This is a genomic window from Streptomyces sp. NPDC005866 (genome assembly GCF_040629895.1).
Classification (GTDB): Bacteria; Actinomycetota; Actinomycetes; order Streptomycetales; family Streptomycetaceae; genus Streptomyces.
Genome location: NZ_JBEXWP010000004.1, coordinates 272,205 through 285,278, shown reverse-complemented (window position 1 = coordinate 285,278; position 13,074 = coordinate 272,205). Strand labels below are relative to the sequence as shown.

Here is a 13,074-nt window from a genome sequence, read left to right as displayed (position 1 = left end):
TGGTGTGCGTGCTGACGGCGGAACAGTGATGCAGAAGCCGATGTGCGCCAGGCGTGGGCATGAGCAGGGACCTCGGCACGGGCATGGGCATGCGCAAGCGGGCCGCGACGTCCCGGCCATACGGCAGTGAACCGGACCTGCGCAAGCTGCGGGTCCTGATGGAGCTGGACCGGCGGGGCGCGGTCATCTCGGTGGCGGCCGCGCTGCATCTGACCCCCCAACCGGCCGATCGCTCCCCGGCAACCCGTCCATCCCCCATGGGGGCATCCGGTACGCTGTGATGGCTCCGCCTTCGTAGCTCAGGGGATAGAGCACCGCTCTCCTAAAGCGGGTGTCGCAGGTTCGAATCCTGCCGGGGGCACCAGGCAAAAGGCCCCGGACCGATCATGGTCCGGGGCCTTTGACATCTACTTTTGACATCAACGCGGGTGGTCGCGGGCGATCACCGACGACCGGGGCGCCTCTTCCTGAGCAGCCGGTCCATGTGGCTCATGGCTTCGCGCTGGGTGTCCTGGACGACGTGGGTGTAGACGTCCATGGTGATGCTGATCTGGGAGTGCCCGAGGATCTCCATCACGACGCGGGGCGCGGCACCGGCCGCCGTGAGGAGGGTGGCGGTGCCGTGGCGGGCGTCGTGCAGCCGGATGACGCGGATGCCGGCGGACTGGGCGACTCGGGTGAAGGAGCGATAGAGGTTGCGCGGCTCGACCGGGCGGCCGGTGCGGGTGGCGAAGACGTAGTCCGAGTCCTGCCACCTCTCCCCCGCCTTGGTCCGGGCGGATGCTTGCCGCATGCGGTGCCAGCGCAGGGGCGCGATGCAGAGGGCGGGCAGTGGGACGGCTCGACGGCGGCGGCTCTTGGGGTCGTCGTCATAGAGGACGCCACGGCGGCGCTGGACCTGGTGGCGGACGTAGAGGACGCGGTTGTCGAGATCGACGTCCGACCAGCGAAGGCCGACGATCTCTCCCCGCCGGAGACCCATGGCGATGGCCAGCACGAAGGCCGCGTAGAGCGGGTCTTTGCGCGAGGCGGCGAGGAAGTCGAGCGTCTCGTCCAGGGTCCAGGGGTGCAACTCGGGCGTGTCCGTGCGGGGCGGCTCTACGAGCTTGGCGACGTTGCGGGTGATGAGTTCCTCCCGGCAGGCGGAGGACAGAGCCGAGCGCAGAACTCGGTGCGCTTCCTTGGCGGTTGCGGCGGTGGCCTCCTTCTCCAGGCGGACGAGGAAGCGGCGGACGTCAGCGACGCCGAGGGATTCGAGGCGCTTGGCACCCAGGAGAGGCACCAGGTAGAGCCGGACGTGTGCCTCGTACTTGTCGAAGGTGCTGAGCTTCCGTCGGGGCTTGATGACGTTGTCCAGCCAGTACGGCAGCCACTCGGAGAGCTTGGCCGACTTGGTGGGCACGGGCACGCCTTGGTCCACCTTGTCGAGCAGCTCGCGGCGCTTGGCGTCGCACTCGGCCCACGTCTTGCCGTAGGCGAACTTGCGAGCGCGGGTGCCGTCCGGCTGGAGGACGTAGACCGCGCACTGAAAACGGCCGTCCTTGCGCTTGGTGATGGTGCCGGCGCCGTTCGGGTTGCGCTTGCGTTGCTGGGCCATCAGGCCGCCGCCTGCATTTCGTTGGCGATGTAGTCCCGGACGGCTCGCGCCGGGATGCGGCGGCACCGGCCGATGGTGAGCGAGGGCAGACGCCGGGAGCGGATCAGGTCGTAGACCGTGGAGCGGCCGAGCTTGAGCCGGGCCATGACGTCCGGGACCGTCAGCAGCTCTTCGTCAGCCATGCGTGGGCTCTCCTTCCGTTCCGGGGGCGGGATCGAGGGATGCGGTAAGCCAGGTCTCGGCAGCACTGAGGCCGGTGCCTGCGAAGACCCAGTGCGCAAGGACGTACGTCGTGTCCGGCCGCGCGTCGGTGGCTGGTGCCGCTTGTGCTCGGCGCCATTCGGCGCGGGCGTCGCGGAGGGCGCCAAGGGTGGTGGAGTAGCGGCGGGACTTGGTGGAGAAGTGGCCGCGGAAGCCGAGCATGTGGGCCCAGGCGCGCAGGCGTAGGTGTTCGAGGTCCTTGCGGGCGCCGAGGGTCCAGGCGGTTCGGATGAGTTGGCGGGCGTGGTCGCTGATGTCGAGCTGGGCGAGTTCGGCGGCGAACTTCAGCGGGCGGTCGAGGGCCCCCGTTGCTGTCTCGGCGCCCTTGGTGGCGTACTTGGCGATGTAGGCGGCGACGGCTCGTTCGGTCAGCTCCTGGCCGTCGTTGAAGTCAGCGGAGCGAATCGTGCGGACGTCGAGTTGGCGGCCGAAGGTGAAGATGTGGGTGCGGCCGTCGAGGGTTGGGCCATCTACGCGGGCCTTGGTGGCAGCGGCGCGGATGGCGTCGGTGAGGAGTTCGGCGGTGGCCCAGGCCGGGGGCAGGGTGTCGCCGCCGTGCGGGCCGTCGAGGCGGATGACCGCGTGGAAGTGGACGGCGCCGCGCTTTTGGTATTCGGCGACCTTGGCGAAGGAGACGCGGGCGTGGTCGCGGAGGCGGCGCTGGGAGAGGCCCGCGCGCTTGGCGACCTCCCGGCGGAGATAGATCGAGAAGCGCCGCCAGAGGGCGCCAGCGTGGGCGTTCCAGAGCACGGCCGCGTCGTAGTCGTAGGTGTCGGGATCGAGCGGGGTGCCAAGGGCGTCGTCGTCCTGGTCGTGGTGGGTGCCGCAGCGGCAGGGGCGGTTGTCGGTGCGGCGGTTGTGGACGGGGCCGAAGCCGGGGGCGGTGAAGGTGGCGAAGACGCGGGGGTGGGCGGCGACCTCTTCCGGGGTGCCCTTGCCGCCACGGAGTCCGGCGGTGATCAGGTGGAAGGTGTCGCGGCGGTAGACCTCGGCGCAGGCCGCACAGCGGGTGGTGCGGCGGTTGTTGCAACGGACGAGGAGTTGGCCGGCGGGCAGGTCGGTCGAGTCGAGGTGCTGGAGAACACGGCCGATCTCGCCGGTCGTGGTGTCGACGTCGTACTCGGTGCGGTGGCCGTCGAGGCGGATCGGGTTGGTGCAGCCGCCGAGGCCGGAGAGCTGTTGGACGATGCCCGGCAGGGTGCCGTGCTGGGCCAGCTTGACGAGGTCCGGGAGCGGGGGCGCGGTGGTGCGGGTGAAGATGGCTGTCTCCTTCTGACTGGATCGGTCAGGAGCGATGGGCCCCGGGGCGGCCGGATGCTTGGCGGTGTCGTGGCCGCCCCAGGGGTCGGGCAGGTTCAGCGGCGGTTGTGTTCGCGCAGCAGGGAGCGCAGGACCACGGCGGCGATGGCCACGGAGATGGCCGACACGGCGACGGCGGCCAGGAGCGCGGTGAGGACCACACCGCCGGTGAGCACGGCGACGACGACGCCGGTACTGACGGAGACGGCCGGGAGCGCGGAGCGCCGGGCGGGGGCCAGGTCGGTCGGGGTGTGAGTGTGCGCGGGTGGCGGGGTGGGGCTGTCCGGGTACTTGGGCAGGAACACGGCGAGCTTCTCCTTATCTACTCGTCTAGTCATGTGAGCCGCTTATGACGTCCACGCCGGAACGCGTACCGGACTCGATGGCGGGGGCCATGAAGGTGTGGGAGAGCCAGAAGCCGAAGAGGGCGATCAGGACGACGATCCAGGTGCGGACGCCGAGGAACTTGACGGCACCCCAGGCGAAGAAGCCGAGTACGACAACGAGCGGCAGACTGACGGTCACGGTTTTCGGGGTCCCTTCAGCGGACGGGGCAGCGGTGGGTGCGGGCGGCGAGTTCGGCGGCGGCGCGGCTGTCGTAGTCGGCGGAGAAACCGCAGCGCGGGGCGGTGCAGGCGGCGGTGTGCTTCTCGCGGCCCCGATCGTCGTAGGCGGTGCCGACCTGTACGGGGCCGATGCGGGTGACGCTGCGGAAGCGGCGGTTGGCGGTCATGTGGATCTCCTTTCGTTGTTCGCTCGCCTGAGGAGCGCGAGGGCGTGTAGACAAGCGGCATGTCACGAGGAACACGGGGGCTGATCGCCTTCGGCGGGATCGCATTGATACTTGGGCTCGCGTCCGCTGCGGGACGGTGGTGGGTGGGCGAATCCTGGGCCACTGTGAGCACCATGTGCTGCTTTTCGGTGCTGCTCCTGTTGGCCACCGCGGGAATTCAGCGAGTGCGGCGGAAGCGATAACGCCTCCCGCTGAAATCCGCCTTCACAGCTGCGCGGCGACGGCTTCCGCCATCGGCGCCGGCACACCGAGCCGTGCGCGGAGGGTTGGGGTGTCGATCGGGGTTCCGGTGCGGGTGTGGTGTTCGGCGGCGACCTTGCGGGCGTGGTCGACCAGGGCGGCCGGGACGGGGACGGTGGGGCGGACAGGTGTGGCCTCGGTGGCCGGGGCGGGTGGCTCGGGGGCAGGTTTGGGTGCGTCCTCCTGGTCCTTGATGACCTCGACGTCGGCGTCTGTCGCCGTCGAGGCCGAGTGGGCGAGGAGCGTTCCGCCGAGAAAGGCGACCGCGGGCCAGCCCGCGACGAGGATGCGCAGCCAGGCCGGCACGTGGTGCATGTCGAGCAGTCCGGCAGTGGCGACGTTGGCGCCGAGGGATGCGGCGAGGGCGATGACGAACCAGCACCATGCGGCACCCTTCGCGTTGCCGGAGCGCAGTCGACGCCAGGAGGCGACGAGCAGCAGGTCGACGCTGATCGGGTAGGCCCACGCTTTCCACCCGCCTTGTCCGGCCGCCGAGGCGATGTCGTGCAGGTGGGCGAAGGACAGCGCGGCGGCGATGAGCGCCTGGACGAGCACCGCGTCGACGCGGGCCAGGTGGGCGCGCATGTTGCGGCTCCTTCCGGGTTCAGGCATGGGAGGGGTAGGGACGTGGCGCGAGGCGGTCACGCCAACCGGGGTGTGGGGTACGTCAGTTGGTCACCGGGCGCGGCTTGATGTGCGGAGCCGGGGCCTCGACCGGTCGTACGGCGACGTCGGGGCGGAAGGGCTTGGACGCGGGCAGGTCGGGGACCAGGTGCGCGGAGTCGCGGCAGATTTCGGCAGCGTCGCCGAGGGAGAGGTACGGGGTGCGGATACGGGACCAGCCGCCCGAGGTGTCGCCCGCGACGGCGAGACCCGGCATCTCAGGAGCGATGGAGCATGCGGCGAGGACCGCTTCGGGAGCGATGTCGCCGAGGGCCATCTTGGCGGAGGCTTCGTCGTTGACTCGGTGGCACACGCGGCCGGTCAGCTGGGCGCGGAGCATGGTGGCACCCTTGCCGAGTTCGGCGCCGAAGCGCTGGCCGCAGACTTCCAGGTAGATGCCGGCGGCGCGGCCGAGCTGGGCGAGGCGGATGAGCTGGGTGACCATCTCGTCCCGGCGTTCCTCGTCCTTGCGGGTGGCGGTGAGGAAGAGTTCGGCCACCTCGTCTACGAACAGCACGACGGGTACGGGACGTTGGTGGTCGGGCAGGCCCCAGATGTCGGAGGTGATCTCCTCGTCCGGGGTGCCGGGCGCGATGCCCTGCCTTTCCTTGATCAGGTCGTAGCGGTCCTCCATTTCCCTGACGAGGACGGGCAGGAGTTCGGCGGCTTCGTCCGGGTCGGTGGCGAGTGCCGAGAGCCGGGCTGCGAACGGCGCCAGTTCCACGCCCCGCTTGCAGTCGATACCGACGAGGGCGACGGGCTGAGAGGCGAGTCCGGCAATGAGGTGCCGGAGATACATGGACTTACCCGACAGCGTGGCGCCGAGGGTGAGTTGGTGAGGAACGGTTCGGTAGTCGCGTACGAATGGAGTGGCGTCCTCCCGCAGGGCGACCGGGACCTTGAGTAACCCGGTGTCGACCTTGCGAGGCATGCGTACCCGTCGCAGGACGTCGTAGCCAACGAGCCGCAGTTCGACTACGCCGGGCTTGACTGTGGTGACGTAGACGGCGTGCACTCCCCAGGCATGCCGCAGCCGTTCGGCCGAGGCGGCGACGTCAGCGGGTTCCTGCCCTGGTGCGAGCCGGAGGCGAAGCCGCAGACCGGTCGAGGTGGGACGGATGATGCCCCGGCGGGGCGGGACCGCCCGGACCTCCCGCCGGGTGGTGGCCTTGACGGCGAGAATGCGCAGCCGGGAGGGCGCGACGGTCAGGCCGCAGGCTTCCATGACGGAGCCGTACGAGCTGAGCAGGCGGACCGTGGATATCGGGCCGCCGACTGCGGACCAGTAGGCCGCCGGATGCTTGGCCCGGGTGTAGGCGGCCCCGCCGCCGAGCGCGGCTACAGGACCACCCACCTCCAGGAGCGTTGTCAGGTCGGTCATCAGGCGGTGGCCCCCATGGCGGCCGGGAACGCAGCCGGAGTGACGGCGGCGGCCCGGTAGGCGATGCCGTGGCGCTGCTGCCCGTTGAACACGGACTCCCACGGCCGGGCGACGAGCCCGGGGAGCGAGACCGGCGCACCGAGGTTCAGCCCCTCGGAGACACCGCCCTCCGGCACGGTGACCTTGATCAGGGAGGACTCCCCGTCCTCGATGTAGACGACGCCGATGGTCATCAGCGCCTCACCGCTCGTGGCGTCCTTGGCGATCTCGCCGGTCTGGCGGTCGCGGACCTTGGGCTCAGGAGCCTCGGTGAGGAGGATCGTGGCGGCGGAGGTCTCAACACGGATGGTGCGCAAGGCACACACTCCTATCTACTCGTCTATACATGTAGCGATCTGCGAACCCGATCTCTCGGGCTCACGACGATCACCCTGCCACACAACTTGCCCACTCGTCTATACGAGTATGTGTGTCGGGGTGTACGAGTTCGGAGAGCTGTGCCCGCGGACCACCGCAAACTGTGACGATCAGGTCGCCGGAAGCTGGTACGACAGGACGTAGGCGTCCGCCGCCATGACCGTGTCGCAGACTTCGACGGGCCGCCCCTCCGTGTCGAAGGCGGTACGGATCAGGTGAATGACCGGCACACCGGAAGCCAGCCGGAGCGTCTTCACCTCGTCGGGCGAGGGCATCCGGGCGCGGATCTCCTCCTCGAAGTGGTCGAGGCGGTGGCCCAGCTCTTCGAGCCGGGCGTAGATGCCACCAGGCCCGGGGTTGGGTTCGGCGATCTGGGTGCCGCGGGCGATGTCGAGAGGGAGGTAGGAGGTGGCGAACTCGACCGGCCGGCCGTCGAGGAGATATCGGCGCCGCCGGGCGAGCACGCGCCGCACCGACCCGAGCCGCGTGGAGATGTCCTGACTGGCTTTCTCTTCCTTGACCTCAAGGCTGTCGACCTGGGGGTGACTGCCGGCCGCGTCCGCCTCCACGATGAACGCGGACTTGCCCTGCTCGCGATGCCGCCGGGCGAACCGGTCGGAGGCGAGCCGCCGCACGGGAGGCCGGGGCCGGACGAACACACCCTTGCCGTGCTCGGCATGGACGAGACCTTCCCCCTGGAGGATGGAGAAGGAGTTCCGGACCGTCATCCGGGACACTCCGTAGTGCTCGACCAGCTCAGCCTCTGAGGGCAGCTTCTCGCCCTCTCTGAACCGCCCACGGTCGATGGCTTCGCGCAGCTGGTCGGCGATCTGCCGGAAGACCGCACGATCGCTCGTGGGGTCGAGATCACCGAGGAGGCCCGAAGGAAGAGCAGGGCTCACGTGTGTACTCCTTTAGGTATCTAGACGAGTGGGTGAGTGTTGTTGCTACGGTGGAGAGCCTAGCCAGCCGAGAGGGCCGAGGAACGTGAGCACAGAACGCCCGCACTCCGTGAGCGTCGCCGGGGTCGTCATAGACACCCGCGGCCGGGCCCTCCTGATCCAGCGCCGGGACAACGGCAAGTGGGAGCCGCCGGGCGGTGTCCTCGAACGCGAGGAGACCATCCCCGAGGCCCTGCAACGCGAAGTCCTCGAAGAGACCGGCATCAAGATCGCCCTTCCGGCGACTCTGACGGGCGTCTACAAGAACATGACGGGCCTGATCGTCTCCCTGGTCTTCCGCTGCCAGGCCGCCGACGGCACGCCCACGACCGGCGACGAGACCCGCGCTCTGCGCTGGGCCACCCGCGAGGAAGTCTCCGAGCTTGCCGACGAGGCGTACGCCATCCGCGTCCTGGACGCGATGGACGCGGCGTCTCCACCGGCGATCCGCGCCCACGACGGCGTGAAACTCATCTAGCCCGAACCCGCTGCACATGGCGGCCTACCAGCATGAAGGAACTTGTATGCACGAGTATACGAGTACAACCCGGGTCTGGGGGCTCAGTTGCCCAGGTTTCCCGGAAGAGGTCAGCCGGGCCCGCCGCTGGACCCGCGACATCCTGCGAGGCTCCCCTTTAGCCGAAGACGCCGAGCTGATCGTGAGCGAGCTGAGCGCGAACGCGATCCTCCACACGGCCAGCGGTAAGGAGTCGGGCAGCTTCCATCTGGCCCTTGCGGTGTCAGCGCAGGTCATCGCGTTGTCGGTCACGGACGACGGGGCCGTCGGCACAGCACCGAAGATCGAGTGCCAGGACCAGGAGGCCGAGCACGGCCGGGGGCTGGGCATGGTCAGCGCCATCGCTCATCGTGTCGTCGTCCACGAGAGCGATGGCGGCTACACGGTCACCGCCGAGTTGTTCGCCGGCCCACGGACCGGAGGTCACCCGTGCTGATGGACAAGCCGCAGCGGGGCTACTGGTGCGAGTGCTGGACCGAGGACATCACCGAGGGGTCGGGGTGGCCGGCGCTCCGGGCATCCTTCGACGCCTACTCCGCGCCCCAGGCCGACAGATGGGTAGCCATCGCACTCCGCACAATCTCACCGGCACTCGACCCCGACGCGTCTCAGGAAGCGTGGGAGTGGCTGTACGACGGCCGCATTGCCACGAGGAGAGCCCTCCTGCGCGCCGAGCCCTGCACAGTGACAGTCACACAGGCCAGCACCCGCATCACATGGACGATCCGGCCCGTCATCTTCCTGCCACTGGCACACCGCCAAGGCGCCGAACTCCCGCCCTGCACACACGACTTCAAACCACACACAGCGCCCCAGACGCCCCACACACCCGACTGAGTTACAACCTTCTTTACAGGTTCAAGGCGGCTCGCTCCGCTCACCGCGCGCGGCCCGGCCCCCGGCCGGGCCTGCGCTCCTGCCTTCGTCCCGCTCCAGCCCGGCCGGCGCCCGTGCCGCGCTCACGGCAATCAGTCGCCTGATGCCAGAGAAGGGGTGCGCCGTGGCTGGGGCGGTCGGCTCCACGGCTTTACGGAGCCACTTTGGCGCGAGCCTCGAAGATCATGGCCCCAACGTCGTGCTTTACCGGGCAGGTCCACAGACTGCCCGACGCGCCGCAAGCTTACGGGGCCATGATCACTCACGCCAAAGCAGCGCCACCCCAAAGCCGCTCCGCCGACCTCACACTGCGATTAGCGGAATCGTAGGCCGAACAAGCCCCCATCGTCATACTTGTCCGTAAGGCGTACCGGCAATATAACGGCGTCAAGATTCACGCCCTCGACATCTGGCAAGTTGTCACTGTTCAGGGTAATTAGATGTTGATATCCATGCTCATCGCACTCTTCCTTACCGGTCCTAATGGCAGCTGCGATTTGCCTACTGTCAACCCCATCAAAGATGTGGCTATCATGAGCCACAAATGAAGGAGCCCTACCCTGAGACAATGCGATACGGATCAGAGTGAGGTCAAAGCAGTAGGTGAGCATATTTGTAATTCCCTTGCTTCGCTCACCATCGATACTCACATTGAACTTTGGCCCGTTGTCCGTGTTGGAAATTGCCAGCAGCCCTCCTCTATCGCCATAAATGGAGTGTGACAAATCTTGGAACACTACCGCAGCTCGGTCTACGCTATCTGATCGCTCGCGAAAATCGCGCTGCAAACGCTCTTGAAGTTGCTGCCGCTCTAGTCCCAAAGTCACCTGCTGCGACTCGAGCGCCTCGGCAGCTTGATACTGCTTGGTCAAGCGCTCGACTTCGTTTTCCCGCCGGCCAAGCTCCTTCTGCATTTCCAAGAATGTCTCAAGAGCACCGCCCGCACTCAGCAAAGCCATGATTTCGGCACGCCGACGATCGAGGGAGCCAATCTCCTTCTCACGTGCTGCGATCCGGGCCTCAGTAGCCACTATCTCTTCACGCAGGTACGTGCGCCGATTCGCAACGACGGATTCATGAAAGCGCTGAACATCTGCGTAGGCAGCCAGAGCAACGCCGGGAAGCTCAACCCCAGCAAGCTCATACAAGAGCCTTAGGTTCTCTGGGTCGGGAACTGGTTCTGTTTTCGAATCATTGCTCAGCCGATCCAGATAGCGGCGATCCAAGGTATTCTCGTCGTTGAACTCAGCGATTTTTCTACTGAGTTGAGTGGCTTCACTTTGCAACTCTGAGTACTCTTCGACTACACGGAAGCTCTTCAGCTGCTCACTCAGCCGCGTAACACCTGCTTGAGCGATGGCAAGCGAGGCTCGAAGTTCGGCTGTTTTACCAACAGGGTCACCTAGAGCTCCATCTTTCGCCGCTTTTTTCAGCTCTCGCAGAGATTTCTCACGCTGCCGAACTTTTTCCCAGTCTCGGGGAATTGACCAGTCTAGCCCTAGCAGGTAGGAGATGCTCACTTGTTGATCAACAGTTGACTGCTGACTTGTATGCTTTGCCGTCTCCTGAAACCCGCCACTTGCCTGACGCCTAATCAGGTATGACAGCAGAGACCGTGCAGATGGTCCAGAGTTTCCAGCGTTCTCTAGATCGGAAATGCCGAAGAAGTGTTTCGCAATCAGGGACTTCCAAATGGAATTGGAGACGGTCATGCTGGAGCTACCCAGCACGCTTTCCCAACCATCAATGTGAATCTTCGACGGCTGAATTCCAGAGCGGCGTACGGTGATATAAGAGGGCCCTGCTGAGGGGTCGCGCTGTGGAGCGAGCATTTCTAGGCCGAACTCGAAGTTCACAAGGGCTTCGTTGCGGAACAGACTACTCGGATCTGCGTTGCCACCCATGAGGAAGTGAAGCAACTCAATCAAACTGCTCTTGCCAACGCCGTTCCTAGTGTCAACTTCCTTCGATTCCGGCCTAACATCTGCGAGAAGAATATTCAGCCCGGCATGAAGGTGAATTTCTTTGAAGGAAGGCATCGTGCTGAAGATTCGCTTAATCACGTTGCCCGCCTAAGTGTGTTTGCTGGCCCCGTTCGAATTGCTCCCATCGCGAACAGGAGATCGAGTGCCAACACAAACCAGTCAAACGTGAGGGGAGTAGCATTTTCATCTTTGGCCCGCTTGACTCGCACCAAGTGCCACAGTCCGCTCACAGTGCTCGGCTCGTCCAATTCACGTATGATTTGAGCACCCACGGTCAACAGGGCCCTATCGGCAGAAACTCCCTTAGTCGGCAAGATCATTCTTCCTGGCCTTCCTCTGGCCGCAAGAATATATCGCACTCCTCGAAGAAGTACGTGAGCACGCCGTAAACGGCCACTTCGCGAGCAGGACTCGATGGGCCGATACCGCCCACCCACTTGCGGAGCTCCCAGTAGATCTCATCCGGGCTCTGACCAGTACTGCGCAGTTCCTGATACTTCTCGGAGAAGGCTTGAGCCGTTTGGTCCCTGAGAAGCTCATCACTCACGCGCCTGTAGTAATTTCTTACTAGATGCGCTGGCTGCATGCCCATAGTAATGAGGAAGCGTGTCGCTTCTGACAGAAGGTTGTACTCGATCTTATCCTCAGGCACCGGACGCCTATCAGGACGACCAGGTACGCGAGCTCGCTCCAAATGATCGAGGACGGGCTGAATTTGCTCCATTCCCGTCTCAACGAAGTCTGCCATCGAAGGAACACTGGGGAAGAGCGCCCGCAAATCGATTATGCCGAGGTCCATCACACGCTTGCATAGGGCTTCCCGCCCCCACGGGGCGGCCACCTTGTCGCCATGCGCTCTATTCAGCTCGAGGATTGTCTTTAGCGCATCCGGCCCGAGTCCCTCACGATCATTGTGAACGAATACCCACTGGTCAAGATACTCGTCCCAAAAAGGGAGGCATCCACTGAAGTCGCTCTCAATTTTCGCTCGAATGCCTGAAGCCGTGGGTTTCCGTGGGGCGTATACGGCGAAAACTGTACGCTGAGATATCAGGTATCCATCATTCTTTTCGTCTCCGGAGTTTCCCCAGGGCCGGACACGAACAAAGTCCCCGTCGGGATAGGCCCGCTCCATTATCTCGGAGAAGAACTCCTGGAACTCATCTTCGAAAGATTCCTGGTAGCGGTCCCGAAACGCCATTTCGTATAATGCCAGGATGCGCTCATTCATACGTCCCCCCTGCAGGTGCTCAAAGACTTTAGAGTTGCATAGCTTCCCGTGTACCTCAATACCCCGAAGGTGTCAAAGTGATGTCAGCCTAAGCCAAGCGGCAGGATGCCCGCGGTCGAGGGGGGTGAACCAGGCAACCGGCGAGCGACGGAGTCAGCGCCAGATCGGACCACGAGTCAGGCGCACTGAACGAGCCAGACGCCGATAGCCGCAGGTAAGCGCCCCAGCTCTCATCAACACAGTTGGAAAGCGTGTCGGCATCGGAGTTGGGCAACGACCCGCGGAGGACGGCGATGCATGATCAGCTTGGTATGTGGAGACCATCATCGCCAGCGGCATAGCCGTCCTGGGGACGCTGCTTGGTTCGGGGATCACCCTGGCGTTCCAGCAGCGCACCGCCAACAGGAGCCACCAGTTCACGCGCCGCGAGAAGCTCCGGCAGGAGCGACTCGATGCCTACTCCGCCTACGCCGGCGCGTTAGTCAACTACCGGCGCTGCCTGGTTCACCTCTGGTTCTGCGAGCACGAACAGCCCCCACCGGAGGACCCCGACATGGTGCGGATCCGCGCCTACGACCTACGCTCCAGCGCCCAAGAGGCACTGTTCCGGGTACAGATGCTCACCGATGACGAGACGCTGAGCCGGGCCGCGGAGGACGTGCTCGCAGACGTTACTGCACTGTCCAAGACAGACAGCAGAACCGAACTCAACGATGCCAGGGTACGGACCCGTGACGACATCAGCCAACTGGTCCGAGCAGCCAAGCAACACCTCTGAGGCACTTGCAGACGCGCCGGCTCGTAGAAACCCACGCCGACAGTGACTGCACCACAAGCGCACCGGATCGAGCGAGAACAGCGGAGAATCACGGT

Annotated in this window: 18 protein-coding genes and 1 tRNA gene; 6 read left to right on the top strand and 13 right to left on the bottom strand. The window is 65.4% G+C overall.

Going from position 1 to position 13,074, the window contains the following annotated elements:
• Positions 1 to 59 precede the first annotated feature (59 nt).
• Positions 60 to 281 carry a hypothetical protein gene (locus ABZ396_RS08285; protein ID WP_358920621.1) on the top strand — a complete coding sequence of 74 codons (222 nt, stop codon included), beginning with the start codon at positions 60 to 62 and terminating at the stop codon, positions 279 to 281.
• Between the two features lie 7 nt (positions 282 to 288).
• Positions 289 to 364, top strand: a tRNA-Arg gene (locus ABZ396_RS08280).
• Between the two features lie 78 nt (positions 365 to 442).
• Here ABZ396_RS08280 and ABZ396_RS08275 read toward each other — a convergent pair.
• The 10 genes from ABZ396_RS08275 to ABZ396_RS08230 form a co-directional block, all read right to left on the bottom strand.
• Positions 443 to 1,597 (bottom strand): site-specific integrase, encoded by a 1,155-nt coding sequence (locus ABZ396_RS08275; RefSeq protein ID WP_358920623.1) that lies wholly within the window; start codon positions 1,595 to 1,597, stop codon positions 443 to 445.
• A complete protein-coding gene (locus tag ABZ396_RS08270; protein WP_358920625.1) occupies positions 1,597 to 1,779 on the bottom strand; it encodes a helix-turn-helix domain-containing protein in 183 nt (60 codons plus the stop codon). The genes ABZ396_RS08275 and ABZ396_RS08270 overlap by 1 nt, the downstream gene beginning before the upstream one ends.
• Positions 1,772 to 3,073, bottom strand: a complete 1,302-nt coding sequence (locus ABZ396_RS08265) for a replication initiator (protein WP_358920751.1) — start codon at positions 3,071 to 3,073, stop codon at positions 1,772 to 1,774. Before ABZ396_RS08265 ends, ABZ396_RS08270 begins: the two co-directional genes overlap by 8 nt.
• A 140-nt stretch (positions 3,074 to 3,213) precedes the next feature.
• Positions 3,214 to 3,462 (bottom strand): SpdD protein, encoded by a 249-nt coding sequence (locus tag ABZ396_RS08260; protein ID WP_358920753.1) that lies wholly within the window; start codon positions 3,460 to 3,462, stop codon positions 3,214 to 3,216.
• A 25-nt stretch (positions 3,463 to 3,487) separates the two neighbouring features.
• A complete protein-coding gene (locus ABZ396_RS08255; protein ID WP_358920627.1) occupies positions 3,488 to 3,682 on the bottom strand; it encodes a hypothetical protein in 195 nt (64 codons plus the stop codon).
• Between the two features lie 16 nt (positions 3,683 to 3,698).
• Positions 3,699 to 3,890 carry a mobile element transfer protein gene (locus ABZ396_RS08250; RefSeq protein WP_351644781.1) on the bottom strand — a complete coding sequence of 64 codons (192 nt, stop codon included), beginning with the start codon at positions 3,888 to 3,890 and terminating at the stop codon, positions 3,699 to 3,701.
• A 264-nt stretch (positions 3,891 to 4,154) separates the two neighbouring features.
• Positions 4,155 to 4,775 (bottom strand): DUF2637 domain-containing protein, encoded by a 621-nt coding sequence (locus ABZ396_RS08245; protein ID WP_358920629.1) that lies wholly within the window; start codon positions 4,773 to 4,775, stop codon positions 4,155 to 4,157.
• An 82-nt stretch (positions 4,776 to 4,857) separates the two neighbouring features.
• Positions 4,858 to 6,234, bottom strand: coding sequence for an FtsK/SpoIIIE domain-containing protein (locus tag ABZ396_RS08240; protein WP_358920631.1), 1,377 nt, complete (start codon positions 6,232 to 6,234; stop codon positions 4,858 to 4,860).
• The gene (locus ABZ396_RS08235) at positions 6,234 to 6,590 is read right to left on the bottom strand and encodes a hypothetical protein (protein WP_358920633.1); all 357 of its coding nucleotides are present in this window, start codon (positions 6,588 to 6,590) and stop codon (positions 6,234 to 6,236) included. The genes ABZ396_RS08240 and ABZ396_RS08235 overlap by 1 nt, the downstream gene beginning before the upstream one ends.
• 171 nt (positions 6,591 to 6,761) lie before the next feature.
• The gene (locus ABZ396_RS08230) at positions 6,762 to 7,553 is read right to left on the bottom strand and encodes a GntR family transcriptional regulator (RefSeq protein WP_358920635.1); all 792 of its coding nucleotides are present in this window, start codon (positions 7,551 to 7,553) and stop codon (positions 6,762 to 6,764) included.
• Between the two features lie 109 nt (positions 7,554 to 7,662).
• Between ABZ396_RS08230 and ABZ396_RS08225 the strand changes: the two genes are divergently transcribed.
• The 3 genes from ABZ396_RS08225 to ABZ396_RS08215 are packed head-to-tail and all read left to right on the top strand — an operon-like array spanning position 7,663 to position 8,946.
• Positions 7,663 to 8,070 carry an NUDIX domain-containing protein gene (locus ABZ396_RS08225; protein WP_358920755.1) on the top strand — a complete coding sequence of 136 codons (408 nt, stop codon included), beginning with the start codon at positions 7,663 to 7,665 and terminating at the stop codon, positions 8,068 to 8,070.
• A 46-nt stretch (positions 8,071 to 8,116) separates the two neighbouring features.
• A complete protein-coding gene (locus tag ABZ396_RS08220) occupies positions 8,117 to 8,545 on the top strand; it encodes an ATP-binding protein (RefSeq protein ID WP_358920637.1) in 429 nt (142 codons plus the stop codon).
• Complete coding sequence (locus tag ABZ396_RS08215; protein WP_358920757.1) at positions 8,545 to 8,946, top strand: hypothetical protein; 402 nt, start codon at positions 8,545 to 8,547, stop codon at positions 8,944 to 8,946. The genes ABZ396_RS08220 and ABZ396_RS08215 overlap by 1 nt, the downstream gene beginning before the upstream one ends.
• Positions 8,947 to 9,299: 353 nt before the next feature.
• Here the strand turns inward: ABZ396_RS08215 and ABZ396_RS08210 are convergent, their stop codons facing one another.
• The 3 genes from ABZ396_RS08210 to ABZ396_RS08200 are packed head-to-tail and all read right to left on the bottom strand — an operon-like array spanning position 9,300 to position 12,201.
• Positions 9,300 to 11,048 (bottom strand): ABC-three component system protein, encoded by a 1,749-nt coding sequence (locus ABZ396_RS08210; RefSeq protein WP_358920639.1) that lies wholly within the window; start codon positions 11,046 to 11,048, stop codon positions 9,300 to 9,302.
• Positions 11,045 to 11,290 carry an ABC-three component system middle component 6 gene (locus tag ABZ396_RS08205; RefSeq protein WP_358920641.1) on the bottom strand — a complete coding sequence of 82 codons (246 nt, stop codon included), beginning with the start codon at positions 11,288 to 11,290 and terminating at the stop codon, positions 11,045 to 11,047. Before ABZ396_RS08205 ends, ABZ396_RS08210 begins: the two co-directional genes overlap by 4 nt.
• Positions 11,287 to 12,201, bottom strand: coding sequence for an ABC-three component system protein (locus ABZ396_RS08200; RefSeq protein WP_358920642.1), 915 nt, complete (start codon positions 12,199 to 12,201; stop codon positions 11,287 to 11,289). The genes ABZ396_RS08205 and ABZ396_RS08200 overlap by 4 nt, the downstream gene beginning before the upstream one ends.
• Before the next feature lie 313 nt (positions 12,202 to 12,514).
• Here ABZ396_RS08200 and ABZ396_RS08195 point away from each other — a divergent pair, with 313 nt between their 5' ends.
• Positions 12,515 to 12,979 (top strand): hypothetical protein, encoded by a 465-nt coding sequence (locus ABZ396_RS08195; protein WP_358920643.1) that lies wholly within the window; start codon positions 12,515 to 12,517, stop codon positions 12,977 to 12,979.
• The last annotated feature ends 95 nt before the right edge of the window (positions 12,980 to 13,074 follow it).

What these genes read in the sequence shown, in the direction of transcription:
- ABZ396_RS08270 (WP_358920625.1), bottom strand. Translation starts at nt 1,779, where the DNA reads ATGGCTGACGAAGAGCTGCTGACGGTCCCGGACGTCATGGCCCGGCTC.
- ABZ396_RS08250 (WP_351644781.1), bottom strand. Translation starts at nt 3,890, where the DNA reads ATGACCGCCAACCGCCGCTTCCGCAGCGTCACCCGCATCGGCCCCGTA.
- ABZ396_RS08220 (WP_358920637.1), top strand. Translation starts at nt 8,117, where the DNA reads ATGCACGAGTATACGAGTACAACCCGGGTCTGGGGGCTCAGTTGCCCA.
- ABZ396_RS08215 (WP_358920757.1), top strand. Translation starts at nt 8,545, where the DNA reads ATGGACAAGCCGCAGCGGGGCTACTGGTGCGAGTGCTGGACCGAGGAC.
- ABZ396_RS08200 (WP_358920642.1), bottom strand. Translation starts at nt 12,201, where the DNA reads ATGAATGAGCGCATCCTGGCATTATACGAAATGGCGTTTCGGGACCGC.
- ABZ396_RS08245 (WP_358920629.1), bottom strand. Translation starts at nt 4,775, where the DNA reads ATGCGCGCCCACCTGGCCCGCGTCGACGCGGTGCTCGTCCAGGCGCTC.
- ABZ396_RS08240 (WP_358920631.1), bottom strand. Translation starts at nt 6,234, where the DNA reads ATGACCGACCTGACAACGCTCCTGGAGGTGGGTGGTCCTGTAGCCGCG.
- ABZ396_RS08205 (WP_358920641.1), bottom strand. Translation starts at nt 11,290, where the DNA reads ATGATCTTGCCGACTAAGGGAGTTTCTGCCGATAGGGCCCTGTTGACC.
- ABZ396_RS08285 (WP_358920621.1), top strand. Translation starts at nt 60, where the DNA reads ATGAGCAGGGACCTCGGCACGGGCATGGGCATGCGCAAGCGGGCCGCG.
- ABZ396_RS08275 (WP_358920623.1), bottom strand. Translation starts at nt 1,597, where the DNA reads ATGGCCCAGCAACGCAAGCGCAACCCGAACGGCGCCGGCACCATCACC.